The 24,934-nt window shown below is 65.2% G+C and carries 25 protein-coding genes; 9 read left to right on the top strand and 16 right to left on the bottom strand.

The features are described from left to right. Nucleotides 1-33: 33 nt before the first annotated feature. Nucleotides 34-678 (bottom strand): DUF3576 domain-containing protein, encoded by a 645-nt coding sequence (locus tag WBG82_RS11160; protein WP_424424603.1) that lies wholly within the window; start codon nt 676-678, stop codon nt 34-36. Nucleotides 679-1,312: 634 nt separating this feature from the next. Here WBG82_RS11160 and WBG82_RS11155 point away from each other — a divergent pair. After that, the gene (locus WBG82_RS11155) at nt 1,313-2,491 is read left to right on the top strand and encodes a porin (RefSeq protein ID WP_424424602.1); all 1,179 of its coding nucleotides are present in this window, start codon (nt 1,313-1,315) and stop codon (nt 2,489-2,491) included. Between the two features lie 117 nt (nt 2,492-2,608). Continuing rightward, complete coding sequence (locus WBG82_RS11150; RefSeq protein WP_424424601.1) at nt 2,609-3,475, top strand: sulfotransferase domain-containing protein; 867 nt, start codon at nt 2,609-2,611, stop codon at nt 3,473-3,475. Here WBG82_RS11150 and WBG82_RS11145 read toward each other — a convergent pair. Then, nucleotides 3,459-4,058, bottom strand: a complete 600-nt coding sequence (locus tag WBG82_RS11145; protein WP_424424600.1) for a thiamine phosphate synthase — start codon at nt 4,056-4,058, stop codon at nt 3,459-3,461. The two genes, WBG82_RS11150 and WBG82_RS11145, sit on opposite strands and share 17 nt — an antisense overlap. Before the next feature lie 30 nt (nt 4,059-4,088). On the opposite strand from WBG82_RS11145, the gene WBG82_RS11140 reads away from it, so the two are divergent. After that, complete coding sequence (locus WBG82_RS11140) at nt 4,089-4,787, top strand: YggS family pyridoxal phosphate-dependent enzyme (RefSeq protein WP_424424599.1); 699 nt, start codon at nt 4,089-4,091, stop codon at nt 4,785-4,787. On the opposite strand, the gene WBG82_RS11135 is transcribed toward WBG82_RS11140, so the two are convergent. Next, the gene (locus WBG82_RS11135) at nt 4,776-5,303 is read right to left on the bottom strand and encodes a L,D-transpeptidase family protein (protein ID WP_424424598.1); all 528 of its coding nucleotides are present in this window, start codon (nt 5,301-5,303) and stop codon (nt 4,776-4,778) included. The two genes, WBG82_RS11140 and WBG82_RS11135, sit on opposite strands and share 12 nt — an antisense overlap. A 48-nt stretch (nt 5,304-5,351) precedes the next feature. Continuing rightward, nucleotides 5,352-6,185 carry a hypothetical protein gene (locus WBG82_RS11130; RefSeq protein ID WP_424424597.1) on the bottom strand — a complete coding sequence of 278 codons (834 nt, stop codon included), beginning with the start codon at nt 6,183-6,185 and terminating at the stop codon, nt 5,352-5,354. A gap of 338 nt (nt 6,186-6,523) precedes the next feature. Here WBG82_RS11130 and WBG82_RS11125 point away from each other — a divergent pair, with 338 nt between their 5' ends. Genes WBG82_RS11125 through WBG82_RS11115 form a run of 3 tightly spaced genes read left to right on the top strand, consistent with a single transcriptional unit; the run spans nt 6,524 to nt 9,430 of the window. Next, nucleotides 6,524-8,341: a sulfotransferase gene (locus tag WBG82_RS11125; RefSeq protein WP_424424596.1), complete on the top strand. Its 1,818-nt coding sequence runs from the start codon at nt 6,524-6,526 to the stop codon at nt 8,339-8,341. Nucleotides 8,342-8,344: 3 nt separating this feature from the next. Next, nucleotides 8,345-9,028, top strand: coding sequence for a response regulator transcription factor (locus WBG82_RS11120; protein WP_424424595.1), 684 nt, complete (start codon nt 8,345-8,347; stop codon nt 9,026-9,028). A gap of 18 nt (nt 9,029-9,046) precedes the next feature. Continuing rightward, nucleotides 9,047-9,430 carry a nuclear transport factor 2 family protein gene (locus WBG82_RS11115; RefSeq protein WP_424424594.1) on the top strand — a complete coding sequence of 128 codons (384 nt, stop codon included), beginning with the start codon at nt 9,047-9,049 and terminating at the stop codon, nt 9,428-9,430. Nucleotides 9,431-9,445: 15 nt separating this feature from the next. Here WBG82_RS11115 and WBG82_RS11110 read toward each other — a convergent pair whose 3' ends face one another. Next, nucleotides 9,446-9,610, bottom strand: a complete 165-nt coding sequence (locus tag WBG82_RS11110; RefSeq protein ID WP_424424593.1) for a hypothetical protein — start codon at nt 9,608-9,610, stop codon at nt 9,446-9,448. 109 nt (nt 9,611-9,719) lie between these two features. Next, nucleotides 9,720-10,181: an acyl-CoA thioesterase gene (locus tag WBG82_RS11105; RefSeq protein WP_424424592.1), complete on the bottom strand. Its 462-nt coding sequence runs from the start codon at nt 10,179-10,181 to the stop codon at nt 9,720-9,722. A gap of 142 nt (nt 10,182-10,323) precedes the next feature. Between WBG82_RS11105 and WBG82_RS11100 the strand changes: the two genes are divergently transcribed. After that, nucleotides 10,324-10,803, top strand: coding sequence for a cyclic nucleotide-binding domain-containing protein (locus WBG82_RS11100; RefSeq protein WP_424424591.1), 480 nt, complete (start codon nt 10,324-10,326; stop codon nt 10,801-10,803). Next, nucleotides 10,800-11,279 carry a PaaI family thioesterase gene (locus tag WBG82_RS11095; protein WP_424424590.1) on the top strand — a complete coding sequence of 160 codons (480 nt, stop codon included), beginning with the start codon at nt 10,800-10,802 and terminating at the stop codon, nt 11,277-11,279. Before WBG82_RS11100 ends, WBG82_RS11095 begins: the two co-directional genes overlap by 4 nt. 34 nt (nt 11,280-11,313) lie before the next feature. Here the strand turns inward: WBG82_RS11095 and WBG82_RS11090 are convergent, their stop codons facing one another. From WBG82_RS11090 to WBG82_RS11045, 10 genes are all read right to left on the bottom strand, one after another. Continuing rightward, nucleotides 11,314-11,937 carry a TetR/AcrR family transcriptional regulator gene (locus WBG82_RS11090; RefSeq protein WP_424424589.1) on the bottom strand — a complete coding sequence of 208 codons (624 nt, stop codon included), beginning with the start codon at nt 11,935-11,937 and terminating at the stop codon, nt 11,314-11,316. A gap of 199 nt (nt 11,938-12,136) precedes the next feature. Next, nucleotides 12,137-12,961, bottom strand: coding sequence for an exodeoxyribonuclease III (xth, locus tag WBG82_RS11085; protein ID WP_424424588.1), 825 nt, complete (start codon nt 12,959-12,961; stop codon nt 12,137-12,139). 11 nt (nt 12,962-12,972) lie between these two features. Beyond that, nucleotides 12,973-13,587 (bottom strand): hypothetical protein, encoded by a 615-nt coding sequence (locus WBG82_RS11080; protein WP_424424587.1) that lies wholly within the window; start codon nt 13,585-13,587, stop codon nt 12,973-12,975. A 501-nt stretch (nt 13,588-14,088) separates the two neighbouring features. Continuing rightward, nucleotides 14,089-15,471 carry an aspartate aminotransferase family protein gene (locus WBG82_RS11075; protein ID WP_424424586.1) on the bottom strand — a complete coding sequence of 461 codons (1,383 nt, stop codon included), beginning with the start codon at nt 15,469-15,471 and terminating at the stop codon, nt 14,089-14,091. A 254-nt stretch (nt 15,472-15,725) separates the two neighbouring features. Then, nucleotides 15,726-17,099, bottom strand: a complete 1,374-nt coding sequence (locus WBG82_RS11070; RefSeq protein WP_424424585.1) for a glutamine synthetase family protein — start codon at nt 17,097-17,099, stop codon at nt 15,726-15,728. A gap of 113 nt (nt 17,100-17,212) precedes the next feature. Next, a complete protein-coding gene (locus WBG82_RS11065) occupies nt 17,213-18,031 on the bottom strand; it encodes a gamma-glutamyl-gamma-aminobutyrate hydrolase family protein (protein ID WP_424424584.1) in 819 nt (272 codons plus the stop codon). A gap of 134 nt (nt 18,032-18,165) precedes the next feature. Further along, on the bottom strand, nt 18,166-18,834 hold the full coding sequence (locus WBG82_RS11060) for a LolA family protein (RefSeq protein WP_424424583.1): 669 nt from the start codon (nt 18,832-18,834) through the stop codon (nt 18,166-18,168). A 179-nt stretch (nt 18,835-19,013) separates the two neighbouring features. After that, nucleotides 19,014-21,572 carry a DNA translocase FtsK gene (locus WBG82_RS11055; protein ID WP_424424608.1) on the bottom strand — a complete coding sequence of 853 codons (2,559 nt, stop codon included), beginning with the start codon at nt 21,570-21,572 and terminating at the stop codon, nt 19,014-19,016. Nucleotides 21,573-21,697: 125 nt separating this feature from the next. Further along, entirely contained in the window at nt 21,698-22,933 is a 1,236-nt protein-coding gene (locus WBG82_RS11050) for an aminotransferase class I/II-fold pyridoxal phosphate-dependent enzyme (protein WP_424424582.1), read from the bottom strand. Nucleotides 22,934-23,167: 234 nt separating this feature from the next. After that, the gene (locus WBG82_RS11045) at nt 23,168-24,502 is read right to left on the bottom strand and encodes an ammonium transporter (protein ID WP_424424581.1); all 1,335 of its coding nucleotides are present in this window, start codon (nt 24,500-24,502) and stop codon (nt 23,168-23,170) included. 90 nt (nt 24,503-24,592) lie between these two features. Between WBG82_RS11045 and WBG82_RS11040 the strand changes: the two genes are divergently transcribed. Further along, the coding region (locus tag WBG82_RS11040) for a hypothetical protein (protein ID WP_424424580.1) at nt 24,593-24,934 on the top strand (342 nt) is incomplete at its 3' end.

Below are 24,934 nucleotides of genomic sequence, written 5' to 3'. Positions count from 1 at the left end.
ATGCTGGAAGGGCCCGGGTCCGGGCCCCGTGAGTTACTTCTGGCCGGCTTCGATGTTCTGCATGCGAAGCTGGCGGGCGCGGACGAGGATCGCGTTCTCGATCTGCGTTCCGGTCGCCGGATCGGTGGCCGCATCGACCCAGCCGCCCTTGGCGTCCTTCGCCTGGCGGAACACCGCGACCTTCACGCCATCGGCGCGCAGGCGGCGATCCATGATGTAGATGGTGAGCTTGAAGCGCTCGCCCGGCGTCTTCGGGTCCTGATACCAGTCGGTGATGATGACGCCGCCGAACGGATCCGCCGAGGTCAGCGGCATGAACGAGATCGTGTCGAGCGAGGCCCGCCAGAGGAAGCTGTTGATGCCGATGCCGGTGCCCTGCTCGGCCTTGCTGTCGCCGCCGAAAAGGGTGATGCCGTCCGAGCCGAAAATGGTCTGGCGTTCGCCGGTCGGGTTGGGATTTGTGGGCCCCGTGCCTTCGGTGCTGGGATAGCGCGACTCCCCGCCCTTGAAGGCGCCGCAGCCGCCAAGCCCGATCAGCCCGGCCATGGCGAAAGCGGTCGCAAGGTTTCGCATGCTCCTGCCCGCTCCGGCCGGCAAGGTCCTGGCGGACGCACCAGCTTCGCGCGCCACGCGCATACCGGCTTCGCGCGCCACGCGCATATTTGAGTCATTGGTCATCGATTTACGGCAAGCCTCTCGCGTTACGACCCGATTTCCCGCCTTCGGCGGATGGTTCCGCCAGAAGCGGCCCCCTCAACCCCGCCGGGACCGGCCACGCATGGGCCTTTCGAGCCCGTTTCGATCCCCGCGCCGGCCGATCATGCCATCCGTTCGTTCTTGCCCAACTCCATTCGGCGGAGCAAGTAAATTCCAGGCCCGGGACGGACAAAAGCGGCCGCCCACGCTTATAGCGAGCAAGGCCCGGCCCGCGCAATGGCGGCGCCGGAGGCCACGCCGGAATCGAGTTTCGCGATCTGTGACATCAAAAGCACAAATCGCCAGAGACCTTTCGTAGAGCCGCCGAAAAAGGGCCTTTCCCGCCCCCTCTTCTTATCACGAGGCTTCGGGCATCGCCGGTAAAGCCTTGCGCCCTCTCATTTAATGACTTGTGCCCTTTCCGCAACATGCGCCGACTTTCAAACCCGGAAGGGGGCGCCTCGGCTTGACGGAAAGGCTTACCCCGGGATTAATCAGCCCATGCGCTCGGGGGGCAGTTTCAGTCGGCCCGGCGATGAATGCGACCACGGATCATAAAGCGCTTTCCGCTGGCTCGTAAAACTGAACAGCTAAACGCTGACACTGCGAGGAACACATGAAAAAGATACTCCTTGGGACGACCGCTCTGGTCACCGCTGGCCTTCTCGCCGGCCCGGCGCTTGCGAGCGACCCGCTGAAGGTCACGGTCGGCGGCAACGTCGTCACGGGCTTCTACGTCATCGACGCCGACGACGTGCTTGGCCGCTCCTTCGAGAGCACGAAGGTCGCGCTCGTCGCCCGCAACATCGACATCAAGGCCGAAGGCACGCTGGACAACGGCCTCGTCGCCGGCGTCGATGCGAAGCTCCAGCTCAACAACGACTGGAACTCGGGCAACGCTTCCAACATCGCGAACAGCTCCTACGCTTCGTTCCGCCAGCTCTTCGCCTATCTCGAGGGTGGTTTCGGCCGCTTCGAAATCGGCGGCACGGATGGCGCCGCGTACAAGATGCACTACACGTCGCCCTGGTTCGTGCCGGGCAACGGCGTCGACTCGCCGAACATCTATAATGGTGTTTCCTCCGGCAATTTTGGCTTCGGTCCGGAAGTCCGCACCTCGACCTTCTCGCTCATGGCGACGGACTCGAACAAGATCAGCTACTTCACGCCGCGTCTCGCCGGCTTCCAGCTCGGCGTCTCCTACACGCCGGATGCTAACGACAACAATCCGAAGGCGAATCGTCTCGTCGTTCTGCCGAACGATTTTGGCATGAGCAACGTCTTCGAAATCGCCGCCAACTATGCCGGCACCTTCAGCGGTGTCGACATCGGCGTCGACGGTTTCTACGTGACCGGTGACGGCGGCGGCTCCGGCCTCTTCTGGGGCACCAACGACGTGTCGCCTGAGGAATATGGCTTCGGCGCCAATCTGGGCTATGCCGGCTTCACGCTGGGCGGCGCCTGGTACCAGTCGAACGACCTCGACTACAAGTATGGCGTCAACCTTGCCCGCAAGGACTACGGTGCGCAGGTCTGGACGCTCGGCCTGAAGTATGCGACGGGCCCGTGGACGGTCGGCGTTGCCTATCTCGACGCGCAGGACGATTCGTCGTCGGCTTCGGGTCGCGATGGCCGCGAGAGCAAGACCTGGCAGCTCGGTGGTGGCTACAACCTCGGCTCCGGCGTGGATGTCGGCCTCGACCTGCAGTGGGCGCAGAACAAGCACAACAACACCTGGTCGTCGCAGACCTACGACACGAAGTCGGCCGGTCTGGTGCTCGCCGTCGCGTTCTGATCGAACACGGCGTTACGGATTGGAGAGCGGGCTTCGGCCCGCTCTCTTTTTTTGTGCGTTCTGTATCCTCGTCCGCTCTGCTACAAAGCTGCCGATCCGCACAAAAGAAGGCTGCACATGGGCGCTCTGATCTGGCTTGCCTCCTATCCGAAATCCGGCAACACCTGGATGCGGTCCTTCCTGCACAATCTGCTGCGGAACCCGGTCAAGCCCGTACCCCTCGACGAACTCGATCGCTTCTGCCTTGGCGAGTCGGACGCCGACTGGTATCGCCAACGCAGCACAGTGCCGCTGGAGGACATGTCTCCTGAAGACTTCGCGCGATTGCGTGCCGCCGTGCATCGCGATTTCACCGAGGCCTTCCCCGACTCCGTCTTCGTCAAGACACATAATTTTCTCGGCGAATGGCACCGCCAGCCGCTTCACAATATGGATGTGACGGCAGGCGCGATCTACATCGTCCGAAATCCGCTCGATGTCGTGCTCTCCTCCGTCCATCACTTCGGCCAGCCCCTTGACCAGGCAATTGAGCAGATGGCGGACGAGACGACGTCCACGGCCATGACCGCGAGACACATTCCAGAATTCCACGCCTCCTGGTCCACCCATGTGCGAAGCTGGACGCAGCATCCCAATCCGCAGCTTCTCGTGCTGCGCTACGAGGATCTGCTCGACAAGCCGCGAAAGCATTTCAAGCGCGTCTCTGATTTCCTCGGCCTGAAGCCCGGCGCGGAGCGTCTCGAACGCGCCATCAAATTCTCGTCCTTCAAGATGCTGAAGGCGCAGGAAGAGCGCGAAGGCTTCAAGGAGCGCTCCTCCAAGGCCGAAGCCTTTTTCCGCGAGGGACGCAAGGATCAGTGGCGCGAGAAGCTGACGCCCGATCAGGTGCGCCGCATCATTGCCGTCCATCACGAACAGATGGCGCGCTTCGGCTATATTCCCGACGATTACCGGGACGCCGTGCCCGCTAGCGCAAAAGACTGATCCCGGCGATACCGGCCATAGCCGCGCCGCTGAGCCGCCGCGCTCTCGCTTGCGTCATGCCGCCCAGCGCGAAGGCCGCCATGCCCTTTTCCCGTGCAAGGGTTGCAAGCCGCGCATAGCGAATGGGGCCGAGCGTTTGCGCGCCGGGATGGCTTTCCGTTGGGAAGACGGGCGAGATCAGCACGGCATCCGCGCCGGCGCGCGCGGCGGCGATGATCGCGCGCTCGTCATGCGCCGCCGCGGTGATGACGAGGCCGGGCTTGCCACGCCTCGCGGGGTGGAACATATGTTCCGTGGACGGATATTTGAGCCTGTATTGCGGAAGGTGCAGGCCGCCGACCCCGAGCCCCCGCGCCGCCCTGTCATCGCCCGCGACGAGAAGGAGAATGTCCTTCCGTGCCGCCATGCGTCCCAGCGCGCGAAGACGCGCCGGGCCGGGCCGGTCCCCATAGGCGCGGAAGATGACGCCCGCGCCGCGCGGCGCCTCGGCGATCGCCTTTTCCGGGTCGGGCTGGCGGGCCGGATCGGTCAGAAGCAGGAGGCGCGGCCATCTCCACGGCTTGCCAGTCTTTTCGCGGGCCACTAGCTTCGGCTCCAATCGGACGGAGAAGAGATGAGCAACAGCCTAAAGGATCGGCAAGCCGAGAGCGAGACGCCCGCATCGCGTCTTGCGGCCATCAGGGCGCGCATCAACAAGGCCGCGCGCGCGGCGGGGCGCGATCCGCGGGAGGTGACGCTCGTCGCCGTCTCGAAAACTTTCGGCGCGGAGGACATAGCGCCGCTGATCGAGGCCGGTCAGCGCGTCTTCGGCGAGAACCGCGTGCAGGAGGCGGCGGCGAAATGGCCGGCGCTCAAGGCGGCCCATGCCGATATCGAGCTCCATCTCATCGGCCCCTTGCAGACCAACAAGCTCGCCCAGGCGCTCGCGCTCTTCGATGCGATCCATACGCTCGATCGCGAACGGCTCGCCGCCGCGCTCGTCAAGGCGCGGGTGGAAGGCGCGCAGCTTCCGCGGCTTTTCATTCAGGTCAACACGGGCGAGGAACCGCAGAAGGCGGGTATCGCGCCGCGCGAGGCCGATGCCTTCATCGCCCGCTGCCGTGAGGTGCATGGGCTCGCCATCGAAGGGCTCATGTGCATTCCGCCGGTCGATGAGGAACCGGCGCTGCATTTCGCCCTTCTCGACAAGATCGCGCGGCGGAACGGCCTTGCCCGTCTCTCCATGGGAATGAGCGGCGATTTCGAAACGGCGATCGCCCTCGGCGCGACGCATGTGCGGATCGGCAGCGCGCTTTTCGGTTCACGCCGCTAGCGCGATCTCCATCTCCGTCGAGTGCGCCACGCGGGCGAGAAGCGCCAGCATGTCAGCGAGCCGGAGCGCCACGCAGCCTTCCGTCGCGCCAAGTTCGCCGTCCTTCTCATTCGCCAGATGGAAGAAGATCGCGCTGCCCGCGCCCGGCACCACGGACTCGTCGTTGTAGCCGAGTGGAACGAGGAGATCGTAGAGGTGGTCGTCGCGCCAGAGCGTCTCGGCGCTTGCCCTGTAGGGCAATGAAACCGGCCGATTATAGGCGGGATCGGACGGCGCATCGCACCAGCCGTCGCTCCTTGCAATCAGCCTTCGCCTGAGCGCGGTCGCCGGCGTCGAGAGCCGGTCCGCGCGCCAGTGCAACTCCCGCAGCGCGAAGCGGCCCGCGGGCGTGCCGCCATCGCCCTCCCGTTTCGAGGCGACGATGCCCGACCGACCGAGAGCGCAGGGAAAGTCGAGATCGCCGAATTGTAGCCGCCCTGTATGCGCGCCGGGCCTTGCGCTTACGTGAATATACATGGCGCGAGCTTAGGCCCTGCGCCCGGCCGCCGCCAAGGGATTACCGGTTCAGAGCCCGCTCGCGCCGGGTGGCGCGAAGGCGGATACGGGCGGCATCTCGGGATGCTCACGCCGCAGCGCTTCGAGCTGGTCGAGCGCATCCTGCATGGTGCCTGCGAGATCATTCGGCATGGCGGGCTTCGCGGGCGCAAGCTCGAGCGGCTTTCCGGCGGATGGCGTGCTGGTGGCCGCGAGCCGCGGCGCGGGCTTCGCCGCCACTTCAGGATTTGCGGGTTTCGCCGTCACATCAGGATTCGCGGGCTTCGCCGCGCGGGGGGTCTCGAAGGAATTCATGAGCGCGTTGAAGGCGTCCGAGCTCAGTTGCGGCATGGCCGAGGGAACGGGCTTCGGTGCGGCAGTGGCGGGCGCGGCGGGCTTTGCGATCGAGGCCGTCGTTTCCGGGTCGGCCGCCGCCATTTGCGCGGGCGCGCGTTCCGGGGTCGTCGCGGGCGCTTCGTCGCGCGGGGCGGCGGCGATTTGCGTTTGCGGCGTCTCGCCCGTCAGGCCCGCGAACATGTGCTCGCCAATGTCGCTGCCGGTCTTTTCGGCGACGGCGGCGTCGATCATCGAAACGATGAGCCCGACCGGACCGCCATAAAGTGCGCCGCCCGCCACGCGGGCCGCCGGGCCGATCGTGTCCCCCGTCACATGGCGATAGATCTGGGCGACGACCGGGATGTGCTGGAGCGGGTTCAGCGTATCCAGAAGGTCGGAGAAGCCGAGTTCCTGTCCGGCGGGCGCGGCGCCGTTCTCCCGCGCCGCACGCAGCGCCGCGAAAGCATCGGACGCCATGTTGTGCTTGCCATGGGTAAGGTGCGGAACGGTGAGCGCGGCTTCGGTCATGAGGGCCCTGCAAAGACTCGGTCACGGTCCCCGGAGCAAGAGCCGCGCCAGAGCCGGACGCCCGTGGATTCAATGGCTTGCGGGCTCAGGTCCCTGCCAGCCGCCCTTCCGCCCGGCAGAGCTTGCCGGGTCGGAACGGGTCCGGATATGAGTAACCCCCGCGGTTTGGAGCGCGCCTGACCATGTGGCAAACTCCGCCTGCAAAGCCGAAGGACCAAGCCCCGATGAGCAAGCGCCCGCCAAAGCCCGGCCAGAACCCGTTTCCCCTCCGGACCGGAGCGCGGCCGACAGTGCCGCTGCCGCCAACTGCCATGGGGGGCGGCATTGGGGGGGGCGCCATGGGCCAGGCCCGGCCGACCGTGGGGCTGCCCTTCTCCGCCTATGGGCAGCCTGTCCGCACGCGCCGCCCGACGGCCGAGGAGCTTCTCGGCGGCGTCAAGGCGGCGGCCGAGCGCTTCGAGCGGCGCGACTATGCAGGCGCGGCCGCGATCCTCAAACAGGTTCTCAGTTTCGATCCGGAGCAGCCCGACGCGCTCCATCTTCTCGGCCTCATCGCCTTCGATACGGGCAAGCTGGAGGATGCCGAAGAGCTCATCATGCTGGCGCTCAGGAACGGCAAGCCGCACGCCAACATCCTCGTCAATCTCGGCAACGCCAAGGCGGCGCTCGGCAAGACGGATGAAGCGCTCGCCTCTTACGCCCGCGCGCTCGACATGAGCCCGGGCTTCCGGCTCGCGCTCCTTCATCGCAGCCGGGTTTACGAGGCCCTTCAGCGGACGGAAGAAGCGCTCACCGATCTTCGGGAGATGATGCGGCTCGATTCGCGGGACGCGCTTCCCTATGTGCAGGCCATCCGCGTTCTCATGCAGCGCGGCGGATTTCGCGAAGGGCTCGATCTGTGCGAGGAAGCGCGCAAGCGCCTCGACCGCACGCCTGCGGCGCTTCTGGTGCTGAAGGCCGAGCTTCATGAACGGCTGACGGAAATGGAGCCGGCGCTTGCCTGCATCGAGGAAGCGATGGCCCTCGACCCCAATCTCGTCAGTGCACGGAGGATGCGCTCGCGCATCCTGCGCCGCAATGCGTCCGGCGACATGGCTCTCCTCGCGACGCTGCGGGCCGAACTCGAAGCCGTCGCCGAGGACACCCTGCCGGTCGATGAGAGCCGCGCGCTCCATGCCGAGCTTGCGCAGATCTGCGACAGGCTCGGCGATACGGATGCCGCGTTCCGCCACTTCGCGCAGCAGAACGAAGCAGCGGCAAGGGAGGCGGCGGCGCAGCGCTGCGACAAGAATGTCTATCTCGGGCAGGTGGTGCATCTCATCGACACGCTGACGCCGGCGCATGTCGCAACATGGCGGGAGCTTCCGCCGCTGGCGGCCGAGCCCGGCCATCGCGCCGCGCCGGTCTTTCTCGTCGGCTTCCCGCGCTCCGGCACGACGCTTCTCGATCAGATCCTCGACGCGCATCCCGATGTGCAGGTGCTGGAGGAACTGCCGCTCATCATTCCGGTGCGCGATGCGGTCGACGCCATGAAGGGCGGCTATCCGGCGGCGCTGGCGGAGATCGGCGAGGAAGAGCGCGCGCGCCTGCGCGAGATCTACTGGGCGGCGCTCGAAGCGGAGAAGGGCGATTTCCGCGGCAAGGTGGTCATCAACAAGCTGCCGCTCAATCTCATTCATGCCGCGCTCATTCAGCGCGTCTTTCCGGAGGCGAAGTTCATCCTCGCCCTGCGCCATCCGGCCGACAGCGTGCTGTCCTGCTTCATGCAGGACTTCCAGCTCAACTCCTCGATGGCAAATTTCCTGACGATCGAGGATTCCGCCCGGCTCTATGACCGGGTCATGACGCTCTGGCAGACCTGCAGGGAACTTCTGTCGCTCAATGTCGTCGAGGTGCGTTACGAGAACCTGATCCGCGACCTCCGGGCGGAGGTGACGCCGGTGCTCGATTTCCTCGGTCTTCCCTGGCACGAGGCGCAGGCCGACCCCGCCGCCCATGCGCTCGCGCGCGGAACGATCCGTACGCCCTCCTATGCGCAGGTGATCCAGCCGCTCTATACGAGCGCGGCGGATCGCTGGCGGCGTTATGAAAAACATCTGGCCCCGGCGCTGCCGCTGCTCGAAAAGCATATTCGCAAATTCGGATACGGCCTCTGACACATGCCCAGGAAGAGGATACTCATCGTCGACGATGACGAGGCGCTGCGGGTTTCCCTGACGGAACAGCTCGAGCTTCACGAGGAGTTCGAGGTCGCCGTCGCGCCGACGGCGGCGGCGGGCGTGGAGTATGCGCGCGCCCATCACGTCGATCTCATTCTGCTCGATGTGGGGCTTCCCGACATGGACGGGCGCGAAGCCTGCCGGCTCATGCGCAAGGCGGGCCTCAAGGCTCCCGTCATCATGCTGACGGGCGCCGACACGGATGCCGACACCATCCTCGGCCTCGATGCGGGCGCAAACGACTATGTGACTAAGCCCTTCCGCTTCGGCGTCCTGCTGGCGCGCATTCGCGCGCATCTGCGCAACTTCGAGCAGAGCGAGGATGCCGTTCTGAGTATCGGCCCCTACAGTTTCCGCCCCGGCGCGAAGCTTCTCGTCGACGCGGCGGACAGGAAGATCCGGCTGACGGAAAAGGAAACCAGCATCCTCAAGTTTCTCTATCGCGCCGGGGACAGCGTGGTCGGCCGCGATGTGCTGCTCACCGAAGTGTGGGGCTATAATTCAGGCGTGACGACGCACACGCTCGAAACGCATATCTACCGGCTCCGGCAGAAGATCGAAAAAGACCCGTCCAACGCGCGGATCCTCATCACGGACGCGGGCGGCTACAGGCTGGTGCCGTAACAGATCAGGGGGAACGGGATGGCGGAGAGCGAAGCCGGGATTCTGGCGCTTGCGGAAAAATTCACGCATGCGATCGAAGAAGGCGACTTGGAGGGCGTCAGGGCCTGCTATGCGCCCGACGCGGCGATCTGGCACAATTTCGACAATGCCGATCAGACGGTCGAAGGGAATCTCAAGGTGCTGCGCTGGCTCGTGCGCGCGCTGCCGGAGCGCAAATACAACATCCTCCGGCGCATCGCCATTCCCGGCGGCTATCTCCAGCAGCATGTGCTGAGCGGCAGGCGGCCGAATGGCGAAGCCTTTTCCATGCCCGCCTGCCTCGTCGTGCAGGTGGCGGATGGGCGCATCACGCGGCTGGAGGAATATCTCGATCCGGCGCAGGCGGCGGTGCTCGCCGCCTAGACGCTTTCGCGCGCGTCAGATCCGGCGCGGGCGCGCCAGCATGACGATGATCGTCAGCATGATGGGCGTGCCGATGAGGGCGGCGATGAGAATGGCCGTCGCGCCCCAGAACATGACGCCCAGCGCGATCAGGAGAACGATGTTGACGGAAAAGAGCGTGGCGCCGTCGATGCGGTCCATGGCGGCCTCCGGGAATACGAGGAACTGAAGCTCCCTGTCATGTGCCGGATCGGCGGCACCGGGCCAAGGGGGCAATTCGCCGCACCGCAGCAAGAGCGTTGCCGCGCCTTCAGGCGTCCCCTTCCACCGTCGCCGTCAGCCGGTAGGTCGTGGCGAACTCGGCGGGCATGCGGGTTGCCTTGCCGGTTTCGATATTGATGCAGACGAAGTCGGAAAGGCCACGCAGCAGCGTCACGCCGGTCATGGCGTTGATCATCTGGAAACGGCGGCGAAGCCGCAGCCTGCCGTCATTGCCAGTGATCCATGTGGCGACGAGCACGCGGTCGCCGGCATGGGAGGGCGCGAAATATTCAAGTTCGTGGCGGCGCACCACCATGCCGCGATTGAGCTTCGCATAGGCGGCGAAGTCGAGGCCGAGCGCCTTGGAATGTTCCCAGGCGGTCTTCGCCATCCAGGTCAGATAGACGACATTGTTCGTGTGCTGAAAATCGTCGATGTGATGCGGCTCGACCGTCACTTCATGGATGAAGGGATCGGGGAAATCCCAGGCCATCGTGCCATTGTCCTTCATAGCGCGCCTCCTCGCCGGTTGTCTTCATAGCGGCTGGGCGGGCAGAGGGCAAATGAGCCCGCGCCCCCGTGGGCGCCCGCCCGTCCCATGACCCGGCCCGCCCTCTTTCGCCGGCGCCCCGCATTTCGCTATGCTCGCCCCCATGAACATCGCAACCGTCATCGCGCTCATGCGCGGCCACGATCTTTTCGCCGAACTCGATCCGGTCAGGCTCGAAGTGATCGCCTTCACGGCGGAGCGGCGGGACCTTGCCGCCGGGGAAACGCTTTTCGAGGCGGGCGAGCCCGCGGACGATGCCTATCTCATCATCGAGGGCGAGGCGGTCATGCTCGCCCATCTGGGCGGGGAGACGCCCGAAACGGGCAAGCGGGCGCTGCGGCTTGACAGGGGCGACCTCATCGGCGAAACCGCCCTCTTCCGCGAGGGGCTGCGCCGTTCGACCGTCAGGGCGGCGAGCCCGGTCAAGACCTTGCGGATCAGCCGCTATCTCTTTCAGAGGCTGATGGAGGAGTTTCCGGAGATGGCGGGCGCGGTCGCGCAGGCCCTTGCGGCCCGCCTCGCGGCGGTCGGCGGCGAAGTTGCGGAGGTCGGGCGGCGGCTCGGAGTGCGGAGAGGAATATGAGCGAAACGAAAGAGAGCGCGCCCAACGAGGCGGAGGCCAGGGACTGGCCGCCGAACATCAAGGCGGTCTTCAAGCGCATGGCGCCGGCGAGCCGCTATCTCGGTCTCGAAATCCTCGACGCGGACCCGGCAGCGCGAACCGTCGAGGTCGCCTTCAATGCGAGCCCCGAGCTTTGCAACATGTGGGGCGGCATTCAGGGCGGCATGGTCGCGGCCATGCTCGACGATGTGATGAGCCTCGCCGTCGGTCTCGATCTCGAATGGGGTCAGATCAGCCCTACTCTGGAGCTCAAGGTTTCGATGCTCAATCCGGCCCGTCCCGGCCGCATCATCGGGCGGGGCCGCGTCATCAAGCGCGGCAAGTCCGTCGGCTTCATCGAGGGGGAGCTTCTGAGCGAGGATGGAACCCTGCTCGCGACGGGAAGCTCGACGGCAACCTTCGTCACGCTGAAGCGCAAGGAAAAGCCGGCCGAGTGACGCTCAGGCCCAGCGAAGGCCCAAAGCCTTCCCCTCAGCCATAGGCGTGCACTTCCAGATAGGCGCGGGCCTCAACCGTCAGATGGGTTTCGAAGAGCGCGAAGTGATGGCGGATGCCGCCATTGAGCGCCGTTTTGTCGAGCTTCACGACGCGGCGCGTCTCGCGCAGAAAGCTCGGCCAGTAGCGCACCACCACCCAGACGTTGTCGGCGAGCGGCGCAAGCTGGTCGACCGGCATGGACAGATGCCCCGCCTCGATCATGTGGCGGAACATCTTCTGGAGCATGGCGGTCGTCAGCTCATAGACGCGGTGCACCTTGCCTTCGAGTTCGGGCGAGGTCCGGCCGAATTCCGCCTGATCGCGATAGAGGAACTGGTAGTCCCAGACCTCCTGAAACACCATGCGATTGAAGAGCACATAGGCGTCGAGCACCGTTTCCGGCGTCGATTTGATCGCCAGCCGGGTGTCGATGCGGCGGATGAGATTGTGCTGGTGGGCTCGTACCAGGTCCTTCTTGGTGCGGAAGTGATACCAGAGGTTCCCCTCCGAGATGCCCACCTCTTCGGCGATCCGGGCCGTAGTGACGGTGTCGTAGCCGTTTTCGTTAAAGAGCCTCAGGCTTGCGGCGAGAATCCGCTCTTTGGTGTTCGGTGCCATCGAAGCCCTGTGTCGGAAAAGTCGGTCGGCGGGCATGGTGGGCTCTTGCGTCCCTAGGGTCAACACCCTAATGTTGTCCCGCTACCCCGAGCGAAAAGAAATGGCGGCCGGGTTCCGGAACGCCATCGCGCCGAGGGAGGAGCCCCAGGAGCGGGCGTCGAAGCGAGGCCACCCTACCCCCTAAGCTGGCTCCCCCCAGCTAGAGCCTCAGGCTTGCGACCACCGGAACATGGTCGGATGCCCGCTCCCATCCTCTCGCCTCTTTCAGCACCTTCATGGATTGCGGCGCGTCGGCGAGCGCGGGCGTCACCCAGATGTGATCGAGCCGCCGTCCGCGGTCAGAGGCTTCCCAGTCCTTCGCCCGGTAGCTCCACCACGAATAGAGCTTCTGATCGGCGGGCACGAAGCGGCGCATCACGTCGACCCAGTCATGGGAGGCCATCAGCTCGTTCATCAGTTCGACCTCGACCGGCGTGTGGCTGACGACCTTGAGAAGCTGCTTGTGCGACCAGACGTCGTGCTCGAGCGGCGCGACGTTGAGATCGCCGACAAGGATCATGCGGTTCTCGCTCTTGCGCTTCAGCCCGTCATAAAAGGCGGTCATCTCGCGCAGGAAGTCGAGCTTGTGCGCGAATTTCTCGTTCACGTCCGGGTCCGGCTCGTCGCCGCCCGCAGGCACGTAGAAATTGTGGAGCGTGAGCCCGCCCGGCACGTCGAGATCGACCGAGATGTGGCGGGCATCGCCCTTGTTGCAGAAGTCGCGCGCCTCGACCTTCTTGAAAGGCACGCGGCTTGCGATGGCGACGCCGTGATAGCCCTTCTGGCCGTTGACCGCGATGTGCTCATAACCCGCCTTGCGGATCGCCTTCAGGGGGAAGGCGTCGGTCGTGCATTTGATTTCCTGCAGGCAGAGAATGTCCGGGTTCTCCCCGCCGAGGAAGTCCTCGACGAGATTAATCCGTAGACGGACGGAATTGATGTTCCAGGTGGCGACTTTGAGGTTCGTGGCGGATTGAGTTTTCATCGCATGGCCGATCAGAAGAGATTGAAGGAAAGGCCGGCAATGCCGATGGGCCAGCGGCCATGTGCGAAAAGCGAGAATTTGTAGCGGAAGGGATGCGTCTCCCCGCTCGCCGCGATGAGCGACAGGGCCGCGCCGTGAGCCGCCTGGATGGCGGCGCCGGCGGCGGCGTTGGCGAGCGCCTCGTCGTCGATACCGGCGCGAAGGCATGCCTCGCGCGCGGCGGCGCCCACACGCCCGGCGAGGAGCGCCGAAACATGGGTGAGCGCGATGGACAGGCCTTCCTCCGAAACATGCTCCAGCGCGTCGGAGGTCAGCGCGGCGCGCAGGGCTTCCTCGGCTTCCCATTGCGCGGTGTCGAAATCGAGATTGGCCGCGGCATCGCCCGCCTCTTCCCAGTCCGTGACGAGCGCGATGTCGGCATCGGGAAAGCCGAGCGTGTCGAGATAGGCACGCGCGCGCGCCTTCGTTTCGCGGTCGAGCGGTTCGCCGAGATGCGCGAACCACGGCATCGAGGCCGCCTCCTCGGCGAAAAGGCGCACGGCCTTGAGGAGCGGGATCTCGTCCTCCAGCGCGTCGAGGTCCTCGTCGCTCAGCGTGATGTGCGGCTCGTCGTCTTCATCGTGCATGGAAAGTCTCGCGCGCGAGGGCCGTTCGCAAAATCCTGTCGGGGAGCTTTATACATGGAAGGGAAAAACTTTGCGCCCCGGGCGCGCGGAAGCGCAAAAACTTGCGCCCTGGTGTTGTTGGTTTTTTGGCGGGTGCGCAAAAAGTTGCGCCCCGGTGTTGTTGGTTTTTTGGCGGGCGCGCAAAAAGTTGCGCCCCGCCGGGGGGAGACGGGGCGCAACCGCGCTTCTTCTGCGCTTGGGCGCCGGGAGGGGAATTCCGGCGCCCTCGGGGGCCGGAGCACCACAACAGGCGAGCGGGGGGCAGGTCGCCTGAAGGGCACGTTGCTCCGCCCTCATGGCAGGTAGATAGGTTTCGCCCAGCCCCGGTTCAATGGGGGGCTGGGCGATCTTTTAACAAATTCCAAATTGCGCGTGGTAGCGCTGGATCGGCCCTGAAAACTCGTGTTTCAGGGCCTGGAAAACTCCGCAATCCGGCCCCGATCCGTCCTGTAATGGCACAGATCAGAGTACGCCGAGATCCCGGGCGATGAGGTCGATGCATTTCCGCGCCAGCGCGAAAAGCTCGTCGAGCTCGCTTTCGGTGATGACGAGGGGCGGGCTCAGCACCATGGTGTCGCCGATGGCGCGCATGACAAGACCGTTCTCGAAGCAGTGGACGCGGCAGCGATAGCCGACATCGAGTTCGGAGGGGTATTTCTCGCGCGTGTTCTTGTCCTTCACGAGCTCGATCGCGCCGAGCAGGCCCACGCCGCGCGTCTCGCCGACAAGCGGATGGTCGTTGAGTTCGGCGAGCTTCTTCTGGAAGTAGGCGCCCGTCGCTCCGCCGACCTTCTCGACGAGACGCTCCTTCTGCAGCACATCGAGATTGGCGAGCGCGACCGCGCAGGCGACCGGGTGGCCCGAATAGGTGAAGCCGTGCGACCACTCGTCCTTCGCATGGAAGAGCGCATCGCCGACGCGCTGGCCGAGGCCGACGGCGGCGATCGGCTGATAGCCCGACGAGAGCCCCTTGGCCATGTTGATCATGTCCGCCTCGATACCGAAGGTCTGCGAGCCGAACCACTGGCCCGTGCGCCCGAAGCCGCAGATGACTTCGTCGATATGGAGGAGCACGTCGTATTTCTTGCAGATGCGGTTGATCTCGGCCCAATAGGTCGCGGGCGGAATGATGAGGCCGCCTGCGCCCTGCACCGGTTCGGCCACGAAAGCGGCGACGTTCTCGGCGCCGAGTTCGAGAATCTTCTCCTCGAGCGCGCGGGCCGTCTTGAGGCCGAATTCGTCGGGCGTCATGTCGCCGCCCTCGCCATACCAGTAGGGGCAGTCGATATGCACGAAGCCCGGGAGCGGCAGGTCGGCCTGCGGATGCATCGCCGAGATGCCGGAGAGCGAAGCGGCCGCCAGCGTCACGCCGTGATAGGCCTTCTTGCGGGCGATGAAGATCTTCTTCTTCGGCTTGCCCTGAAGGTTCCAGAAATAGCGGATGATCTTGACCGCGCTGTCGTTTCCTTCAGAGCCCGAATTGGCGAAGAAGAAGCGGTCGATGCCTTTCGGCGTGACTTCCGAGAGCCGCTGTGAAAGCTCGGCCGTGTAGGGGTTCGTCGTCTGGAAGAAGCTGTTGTAGTAGGAAAGCTCCTTCAGCGCCTTGTAGCCCGCTTCCGCCAGCTCTTCGCGGCCATAGCCCACCTGCACGCACCAGAGGCCCGCCATGCCGTCGATGAGGCGGCGGCCTTCGGAGTCATAGAGATAGATGCCCTTGGCGTTGGTGATGACGCGCGCGCCCTTGGCGGCCAGGTCGTGATGCGTGGTGAAGGGGTGGAGATGATGGGCGGCATCCATCTCCTGCCAGCGTTTCGTCTGATTCGATTTCGCAAGTGTCTGCGACATGGGATCGCTCCGTACTCAGATTGGTCGAGATGCGGAAAGGTCGAGAGCGGTTCGGCGAACCGCGCCGGAGCGGTTCTATGGATTGTAGCCGATGCGCGCGCAAAGGATCAGAAGATCGCGCTTCTGGCGGCGGCTATTATGGAAACCTCTGCGAGACATGCGTTCATTGTAGTGAAATCGTGGCAGCGAGGCGAGTCTCGCGCGCGTCATCCCGGATCGTGTCCGGGCGACGGCGCGAGCCTGCCGGTATCGCTTCACACGTTCAGCAGCAGGTGCTCGCGTTCCCAGGCCGAGATGACCTGCTGATAGGCCTCGTGCTCGGTGTATTTCACGTCGAGATAGACCTGCACGAAGTCGTGGCCGAGGATTTCCTTCAGCTCGCTCGACGAGCGCAGATGGTCGAGCGCGTCGAGGAGATGGCGCGGCAGCGCATAGCGCTTCGACTCATAGGCGTTGCCCTTCATCTCCTTGGTCGGCACCAGATCGCCCATCATGCCGATATAGCCGCAGGCAAGCGAAGCGGCGATGGCGAGATAGGGATTGGAGTCTGCGCCCGGCACGCGGTTCTCGACGCGGCGGCCGGCGCGCTTGGCCTCGGGAATCCGCAGGCCCACCGTCCGGTTCTCATGGCCCCAATGGGTGTTGATGGGGGCCGCGAGGTCGCGGACGATGCGGCGATAGGAGTTGACGTTCGGGGCGATGAGCGGCATCGCGCCGGCGAGATGCTTCTGAAGGCCCGCGATGTAGGACAGGAAGAGCTTGGTGTCGCGGCCCTGCTTCGTCGCGAAGAGATTGTCGCCTGTCTCCACATCGACAACCGACTGGTGAATATGCATCGCGCTGCCGGGCTCACCCTCATAGGGCTTGGCCATGAAGGTGGCGTAGATGCCGTGCTTCAGCGCCGCCTGACGCATGGTGCGCTTGAAGAGGAACGCCTGATCGGCGATCTCGAGCGCCTCGCCGTGATCGAAATTGATCTCGACCTGCGCCGCGCCCGATTCATGGATCAGCGTGTCGATGTCGAGGTCCTGCGCCTCGCAGAAATCGTACATGTCCTCGAAGATCGGATCGAACTCGTTCACCGCGTCGATGCCGTAGGACTGGCGTGCGTTCTCGCGCCGTCCGTTGGTGCCGACAGGCGGCTCGAGCGGATAGTCGGGGTCGATGTTCTTGGCCGCGAGATAGAACTCGATTTCCGGCGCGACGACCGGCTGCCAGCCCTTCTCTTCATAGAGCGCCAGCACCCGCTTCAGCACGTTGCGCGGCGCGATCGGCACATGGGTGCCATCGCGATAATTCGCCTCGCAGATGATCTGCGCCGTCGGCTCATCGTACCAGGGCACGATGCGGACCGTGCGCGGATCGGGATCGAGAACGATATCGGGTTCCGTATCGGAGAGCACGGGGCTGTCGATGAAGTCGCCCGTCACCGTCTGGCCGAAAATCGATTCCGGCAGGCGCAGCGTGCGCTCCGTCAGGCCTGAGATGAATTTCCTTGTCGGAAGGATTTTGCCGCGTGCGATGCCGGCCATATCCGACACCATCACCTCGACTTCCGTAATGCGCCGGTCCTTAAGCCATCTGACCAGATCGTCCTTGTTATTGACGGTTTCGTTCCCCGTCACCATGGGACACCATTTCTTTCCATTTTGTCCGGCGCGACCCGAATATGCGAAAGCAAGTCTGCGAGAAGATCGCGCTCATCACGATTGAATTCCGGTGCGATGATCCGGCGTCAAAGTCAGCGACCCTCCGTATCACGCACCGAAGCGGCCTCGCGCACCGCGTCACCAAAGGCCCGGAGCAGCTTCTGCGAAACCGGGTTTTCCCAATATTTCCATTCGGGATGCCACTGCACGCCAAGCGCGAAGGCGCGGGCATCCCTCACGCTCATCGCCTCCACCGTACCGTCCGGCGCGCGCCCTTCGATGGCGAGGGCCTCGGCAACGCGCGCAACGCCCTGGCCGTGCAGCGAATTCACGCTGATCGTCCGTGTGCCGAGAATCTTCTCGAAAATGCCACCCGGCGTCAACTCCACCTCATGGGCGGGGCCATACTGCACGTCGAGCGGATCGTCCTTCTGCTCGCGATGATCGATGCGGGGCGCATAGCCCTTTTCGCTTTCGGTTTCCTGCAAGTGCTGGTGCAGCGTGCCGCCGAACGCGACGTTCATTTCCTGAAAGCCGCGGCAGACGCAGAAGATCGGGACGCCGCGCGCGACGGAAGCGCGGATCAGATCGAGCGTCAGCGCGTCGCGTTGCTCGTCGAGCAGCACGCCTTCGCGCGGGTCCGTGCCGCCATAATTCCTCGGATGGACGTTCGAGAGCGAGCCGGTGAGAAAAATGCCGTCGCAAAGGGCGAAAATCTCATCCAGTTCGCGTTCGAGATCGAAGCCGCCATCGGAAAGGCGCGGAACGGGAAGCAGGACTGGCTTGGTGTGAGCGCCACCCTCGACCGCGGCGATGTATTTCTCACCAACGGCATGAAACGGGTGTGCTCCCAGCAGTTTGACGTCGCAGGGTACGCCGACGACCGGGCGTCTGGAAAACTTTCTGGTCATGCCCTCAAGAGCTACCACGACCCCCCGGGGAGTGGTCAAGGCGGGGCGGCAAAATGCGCCCTAAAGTCAGGTGAATCGCCAAAAGTGCCCATTTTCCGGGCAAAAATCGGCCAAACCCGCCCGTGAAACGAGTGCTATTGCGGATTGCGCATGCCCGGGCGCTGCTCGTCCTTGAGGACGAAAAGCGCATTGTCGGCACGAAGGCCGGACTGGGTGTTGCGAAGCGCGACGGTCGTCTGGAGCCCTTGCGCGTCTGTCACCACCCATTGGCGAAGCTGGAGGTTGGGCTCGTCGAAGACGAGGGTCAACTCGCCCGCCGCGTTCCGGCCGCGATCGGCGACGGTCACGCGCAGCACGCCGGGCTGGCGCTCGACGGAGCGGACTTCCACCTCGTCGGCGATGTTCACATTCTTGTCGAGCAGGATGCCGAGCGGCGTCGAGCCGATGGGATAGCGCTGAACGGCGGAAAAGCCGTCCTTCACCGCAACCCAGGTGCCGTCCGCGACGACGAGGAGCTTGGTCGGCGGCGCATATTCGAAGCGTAGCCGGCCGGGACGGCGCAGATAGAACTTGCCTTCCGTCACCGATCCGTCGGGCCCGACCTGCAGGAAATTGCCCTGGAGATTTGTGAGGCCCGTGAGATAGGCGCTGATGCGATCGAGATCGGCCCTGTCGGCGTCGGTGAGCGTGCGGGCAGCCTGTGTCTGCGCCGCATGAGCGTGTGTCACCGTTGCCGTCATGACCGCGAGCGCGAGCACGCCGATGCCCACAAGGGCCGCGGCGGCGAGCATCATCTGCCGCATGCGCCTGCTATGGTCGAGGTTTCTCATAAGGCAAAACATGTTGGCCCTTTGTGGCAAAATGAAGAAAGGCGCATGGCGGCCCTGCGGCGGATGGCGGCGGAAGGCTTGCCATTCGATCTTCCCGCCCTGACTGTGGCCGCGAAGCCGCAGTTTCGTCTCCTCCGTCGGCGCTCGCCCCCTCAGTGCTCTCCGATGAGAACCTCGCGTTTACCCTGATGGTTGGGCGGGCTCACCACGCCCTGTTCTTCCATGAGCTCGATCAGCCTTGCGGCCCGATTGTAGCCGATCTGGAGGCGGCGCTGGATGTAGCTCGTCGAGGCGCGCTTGTCGCGAGCGACGATGGCCACCGCCTTGTCATAGAGATCATCGCCCGTTCCCTCGCCATCGAGGCCGAATATTTCGCCGTTTTCCTCGGGCTCGGCAGTGATCGCCTCGAGATATTCGGGCACGCCCTGCTTCTTGAGGAAGTTCACCACCTTCTCCACCTCCTCGTCGGAGACGAAGGGGCCATGCACGCGGCGGATGCGCCCGCCGCCGGCCATGTAGAGCATGTCGCCCTGGCCGAGAAGCTGCTCGGCGCCCTGCTCGCCGAGAATGGTGCGGCTGTCGATCTTGGAGGTGACCTGGAAGGAGATGCGGGTCGGGAAGTTCGCCTTGATCGTGCCGGTGATGACGTCGACCGAGGGGCGCTGCGTCGCGGTGATGATGTGAATGCCGGCGGCGCGCGCCATCTGGGCGAGGCGCTGCACGGCGGCCTCGATCTCCTTGCCCGCGACCATCATGAGGTCGGCCATCTCGTCGACGATGACGACGATGAAGGGCATGGGCGCGAGGTCCATTTCCTCTTCCTCGTAGATCGCCTCGCCCGTCTCGCGGTCGAAGCCGGTCTGCACGGTGCGGACCAGCACCTCGCCGCGCTCGGCGGCATCGACGACGCGGGTGTTGTAGCCGTCGATATTCCGTACGCCGACCTTCGACATCTTGCGGTAGCGGTCTTCCATCTCCTTGACCACCCATTTGAGCGCGACGACGGCCTTTTTCGGCTCCGTCACCACGGGCGCGAGGAGATGGGGGATGCCGTCATAGACGGAAAGCTCGAGCATCTTCGGGTCGATCATGATGAGCTTGCACTGCTCGGGCGAGAGCCGGTAGAGCAGCGACAGGATCATCGTGTTGATGCCGACCGACTTGCCGGAGCCCGTGGTGCCCGCGATCAGAAGATGCGGCATGCGGGCGAGATCGGAGACGACGGGCTCGCCGCCGATATTCTTGCCGAGCGCGAGCGTGAGCCTCGAGCTCGCATTCTCGTAATCGGCGGTTTCGAGAAGTTCGCGCAGGAACACCATTTCGCGCTTCGCATTGGGAAGCTCGATGCCGATGGCGTTGCGGCCCGGCACGACCGCGACGCGCGCCGACACCGCGCTCATCGAACGGGCGATGTCGTCGGCGAGCGCGATGACGCGCGAGGACTTGATGCCGGGCGCCGGTTCGAGTTCGTAAAGCGTGACGACGGGGCCCGGCCGCACATTGATGATCTCGCCCCTGATGCCGAAATCGTCGAGCACGGATTCGAGCAGGCGCGCATTCTGCTCGAGCGCCTCGTCGGTCATCGCGGCCGCGCCGCCGATCGATTTCGGCCTGGCGAGGAGGCTGAGCGGCGGAAGCTGGTAGTCGCTCGCGGGCTCGAGCGCGAGGGAGGGCTGCGCTTCCTTCGCCGCGCGCTTGGAGGGCTTCGCGGCCTTGGGCGCGGTGCGGCTTACGCGCGGCGTCGATTTGGACTCGAGCTTCGGCTCCAGCCGCTCGGCCGCGCTCCTGCGGCGGGCAGGGCGCTCCTCCTCGAATTCCTCCTCATCATCCGGGATCGGCTCGTCGTCCGCGGCCGTCCGCCGGCCGAAGCCGCCGCGCATCCGCGCCTCCGCGATTTCCTCCGCCGAAAGCGGGGCATAGTCGCCCTGACGCATGAGGCGGTCGCGCCAGTCGGTGACGAAATCGCCGACCGTCCAGGCGAGAACGCGAAGGCGGCTCGGCTCGACATCGGGGCGGCGGGGAGACGGGCTGCGTCTTGTCGCGCCGTTTCCTTCGGGCTGCGTCTCGCCCCGGCGGCGGCGGCGGAGCGGATAGCTCAGTTCCTCGTCATCCTCCTCGTCGTCCGCGTCCTCGCGCGTCCAGAAGGCGGCGCGGCGGGCGAAGGCTCGGATGTCGGCGATTTCGAGATCGGCGGCATAGAGCGCGAGGAAGCCCGCGATGGGCGCGGTGACGAGCGCCGTCAGCGCATAGGAAAGCCCGGTGCCGATGAAGGGCGAGAAGAGGCCGAGGCCGAGCGCGGAGAGCGCATCGCCCAGCACGCCGCCAAAGCCGAGGCCGGGCGCCAGCGCCCAGATCTGGAGAAGCGGCAGCGTGCCGAGAAAGGCGGCGGCGAAGAGCGTCGCGAGAAGCCAGGAGGCGACGCGCAGCACGAGGCGCGGCGGCATGTCGTGACGAATGAGCCGCACGCCCCAGGCAGCCGGCGGAATGAGAAAGACGAGCGAGCCGAGGCCGAGCGTCTGGAGAAGAATGTCCGATCCATAGGCGCCGGGCATGCCCATCCAGTTCTGCGGCGGCATGCCGGTCGCGTTGTTCAGGCTCGGATCGTGGCGGGACCAGCTCAGCAGCGCGACGAGGCCGAAAAGCGCGAAAAGGATGAGCGCGAGGCCCGCGGCTTCCTCCAGGCGGCGGCTCAGGAAGAGCCGCACGCCCATGGGCAGATAGGCGAGCGGGTTAGCCCAGATCCTCACTCCCGTCCTCCAACCACCGGACGCCGGCCGTTTCGACGTCTTCTTTGTCGCCTTCGGTTTCGGCGCCCGTCCGCGTGCGGCAGCACCGATCACAGAACCTCCGCCATGCGCGTCAGTGCTTCTTCCGTCGCGGCCTCGCTTTCAACCAGCGCGACGCGGATATAGGCGGCGCCCGGATTGCTGACGCGCCCGAGCGAATCTTCGCGCGAGAGATACTTGCCAGGCAAGACCTTCACGCCGCCCCGCGCCCAGAGTTCGCGGGCCGCCTTCTCGCCATCGCCGACATCGAGCCAGAGAAAGAAACCGCCCGCCGGACGATAGAAGCCGAAGCGATTGCCGAGAATGCGCTCGGCCATGTCGATCTTGCGGCGATAGCGCTCGCGATTTTCGGTGGCGTGGGTTTCCTCGCTCCATGCGGCCGCCGAGGCCGCCATGATCGGCAGCGGCACCTGCGGCGCGCCGACATTGCGGAAGTTGCGGAAGCGGATCATGAAGGCGCGGCCGCCCGCGCAGAAGCCCGAGCGCAGGCCCGGAAGGCTCGACCGCTTGGAGAGCGAATGGAAGACGACGATGTTGTCGAAAACCTCGCCATCCGGGTTCGAGAGTTCGAGCGCCGCCTGAAGCGCGCCCGAAGGGGGCTCGCGGTCATAGATTTCAGCGTAGCACTCGTCGATCGCGAGAAGGATGCCGTGCCGGCGCGCGAGCCGGATCAGCTCCTTCAGATAGTCGAGGCTCGCCACCGCGCCCTGCGGATTGGCGGGCGAGCAGAAATAGATCATCGCCGTCCGCGCCAGAAGTTCTTCCGGCAGGCCCGCGAAATCCGGCAGGAAGCCCGTTTCGCGCGTCGCGGCGACATAGACGGGCTCGGCGCCGGCGGCGAGGGCCGCCGCCGCATAGCACTGGTAGAAAGGGTTGGGCATCAGGATCGCCGGGCGCCGGCCCGCCTTGGCGAGCGGCGTTGCCACGAAGGCGACGTTGAAAAGCGCCTCGCGCGTGCCGTTCACCGGCAGGATCTGGAGGTCGGGATCGAGCGGTCTTTTCGAGCCGATCACGTCGGGCCCGAGGCCGTAGCGCCGTCCGAGCCAGGCGGCGACCGCGGCGCGGAAATCGGGCGTCCCGGCTATCGGCGGGTATTTGCCGAATTCCTTCGCATGGGTGGCGATGGTTTCGGACACGAAGGCCGGGAAGGGGTGCTGCGGCTCGCCCAGCGACATCACGATCGGCGACTTGCCCGGGCTCAGCCCCTCGATCAGCTCGTTGAGGCGGGGGAAGGGAGAATCCGGCAGGTCCGCAAAGCGGTTATGGGTCAGGTCGTTCGCGGACATGAGGGCGCAAGCATCTCCAACCGGCGGGCTCGTGCCGCGGCATGGTTAAGCGCCGAAGCATCCCGCTTCGGCGCACCATTCAATCTTACCGGGGCACTCGGAGCCGGTCCAGATGCTTGCCCTGCCCCCATCGGTGGAGAAATCTGTGGAATCTTCGGGCTTTATCCACACAATTGGAAGCAATTCCTCAGAATATCGTTAACCTTTGGGGCGGGCGGCCCCCGCCGGTCGCTCCTATTGCACCGTCTCGCCATGGAGATTGATGTCGAGGCCCTCGATTTCTTCCTGTGGCGACACCCTGAGACCGAAGACCGTTTTCACGATCATGAGCAGCACGAAGGTGCCGATGCCCGACCAGACGAGGGTGTAGAGGATGCCCTTGATCTGGGTAAGGACCTGCCCCCAATTGCCATCGACGCCGCCGACGGGCGAGGCCGCGCCGGTCACGGCCATGGTCGCGAAGACGCCGGTGAGGACGGCGCCGACGATGCCGCCCACGCAGTGGACGCCGAAGACGTCGAGCGCGTCGTCATAGCCGAGCGCCCGCTTCACGGTGGTCGAGGCGATGAAGCAGATGATGCCGGCGGCAAGCCCGATCCAGAGCGCGCCCGCCGGATCGACGAAGCCCGAGGCGGGCGTGATGGCGACGAGGCCCGCGACCGCGCCGGAACAGAGGCCGAGCAGCGTCGGCCGCCTGTGGACGAACCATTCGGCGAACATCCAGGAAAGGGCCGCCATGCCGGTCGCGATCTGGGTGACAGCGAAGGCGAAGCCCGCCCGGCCATCGGCCGCGAGTTCCGAGCCTGCATTGAAGCCGAACCAGCCGACCCAGAGCAGCGAGGCGCCGATCATGGTGAGCACGACATTGTGCGGCGCCATGTTTTCATGGCCGTAGCCCTTGCGCGGGCCGAGGACCAGGCAGGTCACGAGGCCGGCAATGCCCGCATTGATGTGGACGACCGTGCCGCCGGCAAAGTCGAGCACGCCCGCCGTGCCGAGAAAGCCTCCGCCCCAGACCCAGTGGGCGACCGGCGCATAGATGAAGATGAGCCAGAGCGACATGAAGGCGAGGAGGGAGGAGAACTTCATGCGGTCGGCGAAGGCGCCGGTGATGAGCGCCGGGGTGATGATGGCGAAGGTCATCTGGAAAACCATGAAGACGCTTTCGGGAATGGCGCCCGAAACCGCCCCCACCGTGAGCCCCTTGAGGAAGGCCCGGTCGAAGCCGCCGATATAGGGCTGCAGCGCGCCGCCATCGCGGAAGGCGAGCGAGTAGCCGATCACCGTCCAGAGCACCGTGACGAGGGCGGTAATGACGAAGTTCTGCGCCGTCATGGCCACGACGTTCTTCTTGCGGACCATGCCGCCATAGAAGAGGGCGAGGCCGGGAATGGTCATCAGCAGCACGAGGGCCGTGGACGTCATCATCCAGGCGGTCGAGCCGGTGTCGATCTTCGGGGCTTCATCCGCGAAGGCCTGGCCTGCGGAAGTGAGGAGCGTGAGCGCGGCCGCCGAGGCTCCGAGGGGCAGCCTTCGCCAGGCTCCCGATGCATATCCCTTCACAGTCATCCTTTTCTCCATTGTTGCCGGGCCGCTGGGTCCCGGCTCCGCGGCGCCGCCCCGCGGCTTGCCGTCAGGGCGCGGGACGACGCCTGCAAGGTGATTCTCAAGAAACGTGCCGGGTTGGATCGCTCCCGCAAGCCGTTGATCCAATTCGCTGTTTGGGCGCAGGCGCTGTTTCGGCGCGGGCGCCGCCGCAACTTCTTGCACATTTTTTATGCATGGATACGCAACTGCACATTGATTATGCGTTCGCGGGCGGAAAGAGCCGCTTCCCGTGCGCCCGGCGTCTTTCGCGGCGCGGGGCCTTCCGTTAAGCTTCCGCCCGTGCAGAGGAGGCCGAAGAAAGCCTTCCGCATTCTGCCGCAAGGCAGGACATGGGGAAACGAACAGGGACGGGGAGGAAATGGCCCAACCATCGAACAGGTGGCCCGCGGCAGT

Source organism: Parvibaculum sp., assembly GCF_049671045.1.
GTDB lineage: Bacteria > Pseudomonadota > Alphaproteobacteria > Parvibaculales > Parvibaculaceae > Parvibaculum.
This window is presented reverse-complemented; position numbering and strand designations above follow the sequence as displayed.

Coding starts and splice junctions, on each gene's coding strand:
- WBG82_RS11160 (WP_424424603.1), bottom strand. CDS start 678: ATGACCAATGACTCAAATATGCGCGTGGCGCGCGAAGCCGGTATGCGC.
- WBG82_RS11155 (WP_424424602.1), top strand. CDS start 1,313: ATGAAAAAGATACTCCTTGGGACGACCGCTCTGGTCACCGCTGGCCTT.
- WBG82_RS11150 (WP_424424601.1), top strand. CDS start 2,609: ATGGGCGCTCTGATCTGGCTTGCCTCCTATCCGAAATCCGGCAACACC.
- WBG82_RS11140 (WP_424424599.1), top strand. CDS start 4,089: ATGAGCAACAGCCTAAAGGATCGGCAAGCCGAGAGCGAGACGCCCGCA.
- WBG82_RS11135 (WP_424424598.1), bottom strand. CDS start 5,303: ATGTATATTCACGTAAGCGCAAGGCCCGGCGCGCATACAGGGCGGCTA.
- WBG82_RS11130 (WP_424424597.1), bottom strand. CDS start 6,185: ATGACCGAAGCCGCGCTCACCGTTCCGCACCTTACCCATGGCAAGCAC.
- WBG82_RS11125 (WP_424424596.1), top strand. CDS start 6,524: ATGGGCCAGGCCCGGCCGACCGTGGGGCTGCCCTTCTCCGCCTATGGG.
- WBG82_RS11120 (WP_424424595.1), top strand. CDS start 8,345: ATGCCCAGGAAGAGGATACTCATCGTCGACGATGACGAGGCGCTGCGG.
- WBG82_RS11115 (WP_424424594.1), top strand. CDS start 9,047: ATGGCGGAGAGCGAAGCCGGGATTCTGGCGCTTGCGGAAAAATTCACG.
- WBG82_RS11110 (WP_424424593.1), bottom strand. CDS start 9,610: ATGGACCGCATCGACGGCGCCACGCTCTTTTCCGTCAACATCGTTCTC.
- WBG82_RS11105 (WP_424424592.1), bottom strand. CDS start 10,181: ATGAAGGACAATGGCACGATGGCCTGGGATTTCCCCGATCCCTTCATC.
- WBG82_RS11100 (WP_424424591.1), top strand. CDS start 10,324: ATGAACATCGCAACCGTCATCGCGCTCATGCGCGGCCACGATCTTTTC.
- WBG82_RS11095 (WP_424424590.1), top strand. CDS start 10,800: ATGAGCGAAACGAAAGAGAGCGCGCCCAACGAGGCGGAGGCCAGGGAC.
- WBG82_RS11090 (WP_424424589.1), bottom strand. CDS start 11,937: ATGGCACCGAACACCAAAGAGCGGATTCTCGCCGCAAGCCTGAGGCTC.
- xth (WP_424424588.1), bottom strand. CDS start 12,961: ATGAAAACTCAATCCGCCACGAACCTCAAAGTCGCCACCTGGAACATC.
- WBG82_RS11080 (WP_424424587.1), bottom strand. CDS start 13,587: ATGCACGATGAAGACGACGAGCCGCACATCACGCTGAGCGACGAGGAC.
- WBG82_RS11075 (WP_424424586.1), bottom strand. CDS start 15,471: ATGTCGCAGACACTTGCGAAATCGAATCAGACGAAACGCTGGCAGGAG.
- WBG82_RS11070 (WP_424424585.1), bottom strand. CDS start 17,099: ATGGTGACGGGGAACGAAACCGTCAATAACAAGGACGATCTGGTCAGA.
- WBG82_RS11065 (WP_424424584.1), bottom strand. CDS start 18,031: ATGACCAGAAAGTTTTCCAGACGCCCGGTCGTCGGCGTACCCTGCGAC.
- WBG82_RS11060 (WP_424424583.1), bottom strand. CDS start 18,834: ATGCGGCAGATGATGCTCGCCGCCGCGGCCCTTGTGGGCATCGGCGTG.
- WBG82_RS11055 (WP_424424608.1), bottom strand. CDS start 21,572: ATGGGCGTGCGGCTCTTCCTGAGCCGCCGCCTGGAGGAAGCCGCGGGC.
- WBG82_RS11050 (WP_424424582.1), bottom strand. CDS start 22,933: ATGTCCGCGAACGACCTGACCCATAACCGCTTTGCGGACCTGCCGGAT.
- WBG82_RS11045 (WP_424424581.1), bottom strand. CDS start 24,502: ATGACTGTGAAGGGATATGCATCGGGAGCCTGGCGAAGGCTGCCCCTC.